This is a genomic window from uncultured Subdoligranulum sp., from assembly GCF_937890665.1.
The window spans coordinates 1-5,407 of the sequence record NZ_CALADU010000069.1; the positions used below are offsets into that span (position 1 = coordinate 1).

At 44.3% G+C, this 5,407-nt stretch carries 5 protein-coding genes; all 5 read right to left on the bottom strand.

Going from position 1 to position 5,407, the window contains the following annotated elements; genetic code table 11:
- Window positions 1–135: 135 nt before the first annotated feature.
- On the bottom strand, window positions 136–423 hold the full coding sequence (locus Q0526_RS03660) for a hypothetical protein (protein ID WP_298730980.1): 288 nt from the start codon (window positions 421–423) through the stop codon (window positions 136–138).
- A gap of 132 nt (window positions 424–555) precedes the next feature.
- Window positions 556–2,040 carry a restriction endonuclease subunit S gene (locus Q0526_RS03665; protein ID WP_298730981.1) on the bottom strand — a complete coding sequence of 495 codons (1,485 nt, stop codon included), beginning with the start codon at window positions 2,038–2,040 and terminating at the stop codon, window positions 556–558.
- Window positions 2,034–4,055, bottom strand: a complete 2,022-nt coding sequence (locus Q0526_RS03670) for an N-6 DNA methylase (protein ID WP_298730982.1) — start codon at window positions 4,053–4,055, stop codon at window positions 2,034–2,036. The genes Q0526_RS03665 and Q0526_RS03670 overlap by 7 nt, the downstream gene beginning before the upstream one ends.
- Window positions 4,048–4,305, bottom strand: coding sequence for a helix-turn-helix transcriptional regulator (locus Q0526_RS03675; protein WP_178321155.1), 258 nt, complete (start codon window positions 4,303–4,305; stop codon window positions 4,048–4,050). The genes Q0526_RS03670 and Q0526_RS03675 overlap by 8 nt, the downstream gene beginning before the upstream one ends.
- Window positions 4,306–4,583: 278 nt before the next feature.
- Window positions 4,584–5,407: acetate kinase (locus Q0526_RS03680; protein WP_298730983.1), on the bottom strand; the 824-nt coding region annotated here is incomplete at its 5' end.

A 5,407-nucleotide genomic window follows, 5' to 3' on the forward strand; every position in this document is an offset into this window, starting at 1 on the left:
TGTTTCTATTATACCATAAGGGTAGAGCTTTTAGGGCTTTTGTCAACAGATCCAACTCTCGACACTACCCACCTTGCGCATAACTCTTGACGGCACCATCGGCTGGGGGAAGCTATCGTTATTGAGTAGATAAAATCAGGCATCCATCTCCGTTTCTTCCGCTGGAGATGGATGCCTGTCCATTTCAAAGTGATTCAGTTCGTATGCCAGTTCCCACGCCAGACGGAATCCGCAGATAAAACTGTCCACGGAGCGTTGCTCCGCAATCAGGCCTTGTGCGTCCATCCTTAGCACCAGTTTTCTCTCGGGTTTTTCCAGGCTCTCGATAAGCTGCCGGTGACAAGTTTCGATTTCCTGCTCGGCTTCCTCCATAGGCACTGGAGTGTAAAATCTGTCATACAGTAGTTTCAGCGTGTCGTTCATGTGCCTCGCCTCCTTGTAGCAAGACACAATACTACAGATCAGAGAAAATAGCCACTACAAAATTTGTAACAATCAAAACCTGCTGTACTGCTTGCCAGATACTAAAGCCATTGCCTGGCAGTGAAGGCCATCTCACTTTGCCAAAATAACTTCTTCATTCATAATTCGCAGAGCCTCTTGCTCTAAGCAATACGCCTCATATCTTTTTTTGTTTGCCCCCAATGCCAACTCGTTAATATGTTTTTGCACGGCACGATCCTTTAGTAAAGGAATAGCAATTTGACGCACATGGTTATCATCAATTTCATCAACAACAGAGCCATATGTGAAACGAGCAATTAGTTGATGCCCATAATCGGAAGCAAGAAAAATATTCAAATATCCGGCTATTTTTGAATTTGCGGGGATTACACGAATGATGTGCTCACTTGCTACCCAATGTTCCCAGTGTTTAGGTACTAAAGCTATTTTTCCGATAGTTCCACTTCTTGTGATTAATGTCATATTTTCGTGCAATTCCAACTGCTCACCTATCCGTTCCCCATGATGGGCTAACGATAAATACTTTTTATTGGATGGATCCAACTCCCCAAGTTGCTTTCCACCGATAAAACCTCGGCCATGCCCTTCGTCTACATAAACGCGCTTAAACCTTCCCGGGAGAATAACTTCTTTACTGATTCTGGAATCACCTATGGTGGTTATTTCATCTGCATTTTGATGTAGATGTGCTATGATAGCATCAACAATTGGTACATGGTAGGAGGCATCAAGACGCAAATTCATATTACTAAGTTTTACACTGTATGTGTCTACCGTCGAATCGCTTTTTTCCATCTTATAGATAGGTGGCAAATGTAGTTCTCCAACCAACAACTGTGTTGCCTCATCTATCATTTCGTTGGATTCATCTCGCAACGCATAGGAGCGAACAATTAGATCATTAACCCTTTTTCGTAATTCTATAGGTGCGTTTGGAACAGTAATTTCTTCCAAGTGTCCTGGTTCAATATGGGTAATTACTGAACCATACCCATTTGTCCTCAGAATTAAATTTCCAACTTTTGATTTAAGAAATGCGTAAACATACCCCAAATCATACTGTTCTTTGAAGGTGATACGGATTACATCATCAGAGAACACACACCTATCTAATGTTTTTGATACATAAGCTACGCTGCCTATTGTGCCACTACGCGTCAGTAGTAGGGTGTTTTTCTTCAAGCGAAGCTCATCCATATCACAATCCGCTAATCGTGATATATATTTTTCTGGTTTCGGATAAATATCTGTCATTTGTGAGGGAAGGTAAAATCCTTCTCCATACTCTCTGTCACAGTATATCCTTTTAAGACGACTCCGTTGAATCCAACCAGGATAATAAGCTGTTTCAATTAAACCGTTATCGCCAGCAAGCGCTACTGTACCGTATATTTCTTTAGAGATTTTCTCCCTTGCTTGCTTAGCTTCCACATCGAAAACACTCGCCTCAAGACGTTTTCCTCGACTAACTACATCTGACAAACTGACAGAACACCACTTTACTGGCGATTCTTGAACTTCTATTTTGGGCTGTGTGGTGACCTCCAGCTGAAGCGCCAAATTACTGCTTACCATGACACTCCCTCCTGACGTTTCCATTCTGCAAAAATAGCAGGTACATCAGTTGTTTGGTCATCTTCGACCTTTTTCTTTTGTTGGTGGGCAACGGTGCGATCCCCTTCTCCGGTTTCACCCAATACAAGCACACTGTCATTGTCGGGAATAAGGATTTCATTGCCTTCTTTATCACGCTTGAAAATAGGGTTGCCTCGCTTATCATGTCCGACCTTTTCGACCATGGCCATAAAAATGTTGTAATCAGCCATGGTCCCAGTCTTTTCTTCTATATCTTTTTGTTCCTGTGTCTTTTTTTGTAGGAACAAAACAGACGTCTGAGTTCCATTTCGAGGCTGGAAGGTATCAACATGTAAGTCTATACTTGCAATAATGCGATGATTTTTAATCATCCACTCACGGATATAACCAAGCCCAGGGGAACCAAGGATAGAATCGGGTAACACAATACCCATCCTACCGCCAGGGAGCAAAAACTGAGTACAACGCTCGATAAAAAGAATTTCGGGTGGTACTGATGACTGTAAACGATCAGTCATTGTCCATGTACCGCTCTTTTTATTATTTTCCCAAATATGTGCCAGTTCAAATTGTTCAAGAACAGCCTTATCTTTAATGGGAATCTTGCTGCCGAACGGCGGGTTTGTTACAATTACATTAAAGAAAGCAATGGTATTGTGATTCCTAATTTCTGTCTTTTTAATGCCTAATGCATCTGCCAGTCTGCTTTTAAACTCGTCCGACCACTCGTGGGGAGGCAGGAGAGAGTTTGTTTGGAGAATATTGCCGCTACCATCGTTGTTCATCACCATGTTCATCTTGGTAGCTTTAACAAGGTCAGGGTTGATATCAAATCCAAAGAAATTTGTAGAGGCCATTTCAGATATCTTATCCTGAAATGCTCTAATGCAATCAGCATCCCATTCTTTCTTAGAGAGACCAACTTGTTCAGAAAATTGCTTTTCCAACTGGTCAATCACATGGGTCATAGCAGTAACCAGAAAACCGCCCGTTCCACAAGAACTATCCAGCACCCGTTCATCAATCTTGGGATTAATCATTTCGACTACCATTTTCATGACATTACGGGGTGTAAAAAATTCTCCGCGGTCACCACGTAAGTTTGCTCCAACTATCTCCTCATAAGCTTTGCCCTTAATGTCGATGTTCGTATTAAGTAGGCTGTACCGTTGTAACTCACTTACTATATACGCCAAACTGCGAGGTGTCAGTTTAATTTCGTCATTGGCGTCAAAAATCTTTCCGTGCCGTTTCTTTACCTTTTCGAAAATCTTAGAAATACGTTTTTGCACAGTTAACTGACCATCTGGATTGGAACGTTCTTCAGAGGTAGTATAGAACTCCAATGGATTTGGGATATTTCTTTCATCCTCAATTTTACAGAAAATAACCTTCAGTAGTTCAAAAAATGCGGGCTGTTTCTGCATCCCATCGTTTACATAGATGTGGTTGTGGCATGTCTTAAATACGAACAGAAGATTGTCATCTGAGGCATTTCTAAGGCTTTTTCTGGTTGGTCTATTAACATCATCCAGATTACCATCTGCTGCGGGAATATCATTATATTCCATGAAGCAAATGTTTCCAGCCTCATCCAGATATTTACGAAACACAAATTTTTGAATACTATTTGTCCACATGCCCCATTCGCAATTAGGGCAAACAGACATATAAGATTGCAACTGAGCAATGCCGTCTTTTGCGTTTCTGGCATCAACAGTTTCTTTCTTACATTCAATGATCAGCTTGATTGTCGATTGTGTTTGCTCCTCACAATCTTTTTCCCAGATTACAATGTCAGCTCTCGGTTTGTTGGAACCTACCTGTAAAGTATACTCGATTCTAATCTGGGATGGTAAATACTTATGCTCATTTACCAGGCGCTTTTCGATGGTCTGACGTACATATTCTTCAGGGGTATCATTCCGGAATTTCCCGTCAATATAATCACAAATTTTCCCATCAGGAATAACAATTACTTTTGCTTCAGCCATTGTCGTTCTCTCCATTTCTATCGTGCGGGTGGACATAGCGGATTATATCTGACAAATCACAGTTCAGCGCATAGCAGATACGAGCAAGAACATCAAGATCGGGTCTTTTTATATTATTCTTACAATATGAATTCAACTGCGTCCGTTGCAAATTTGCTTTGTCTGAAAGCTGATTTTTACTAATTCCGTTTACCCTTAAATAATCGGCAAGGACAATATCGAAATGTCCATAATCAAACGGTTCACTCATAACATCATCCCCCAGTTAAAAATTATATCTCAAAAAGCAGATATGTACAGTTGTAATTATTTGCAGGTGTCGGATATAGAACCGTAAAAATAAAAAGGTAGCTGTAAGCCATGTTATGACTTACAGCTACCTTCATTTGTGCCGTATCGATGTTGCCCCTTAGGGTAGGTTCACTTCATGTCCCTATGACATGGAACAGTTTGGGAACCGGGATTTTTTATCGGCAAAAAAGAACGGCGCTGGAAGATTTCCAGCGCCGCTCGTAAATAGTTTAGAAATCAGGCCTTGACGATGGCGGCAGTATCCATAGCGATCATCAGTTCCTCATTGGTGGGGATGACCAGGACACGCACCTTGGAGTCGTCGGTGGCTACGTCCACTTCCTTGCCGCGGGTGTTGTTCTTCTCCGCGTCCAGCTTCACGCCCATGTACTCCAGGCCGGAGACCACATTGGCACGGGTGTCGGGGCCGTTCTCGCCCACACCGGCGGTGAAGATGATGGCGTCCACGCCGCCCATAGCAGCGGCATAAGCGCCGATGAGCTTCTTCACGTTGTAGTCGAAGGAGTCCAGAGCCAGCTGAGCACGCTGGTTGCCCTGAGGAGCAGCAGCCTCCAGATCACGGAAGTCGGAGGACACGCCGGAGATACCCAGCACGCCGGACTTCTTGTTGAGGATGCTGAGCATCTCGTCGATGTTGTAGCCATGCTTGTTCATCAGGTACTCCAGGATGCCGGCGTCGATGTCGCCGCAGCGGGTGCCCATGGGCAGACCGGCCAGGGGAGTGAAGCCCATGGAGGTGTCAACGCTCTTGCCGCCGTCGATGGCAGTGACGGAAGAACCGTTGCCCAGGTGGCAGGAGATCAGCTTGAGCTCCTCGATGGGCTTGCCCAGCATAGCGGCAGCGCGCTGGGAGACGTACTTGTGGCTGGTGCCGTGGAAGCCGTAGCGGCGGACCTTGTCCTGCTCATAGTACTCGTAGGGCAGAGCGTAGGTGTAGGCCACGGGGGGCATGGTCTGATGGAACGCGGTGTCGAACACGGCGACCATGGGGGTGTTGGGCATGAGAGCCTGGCAGGCCTTGATGCCGATGATGTTGGCGG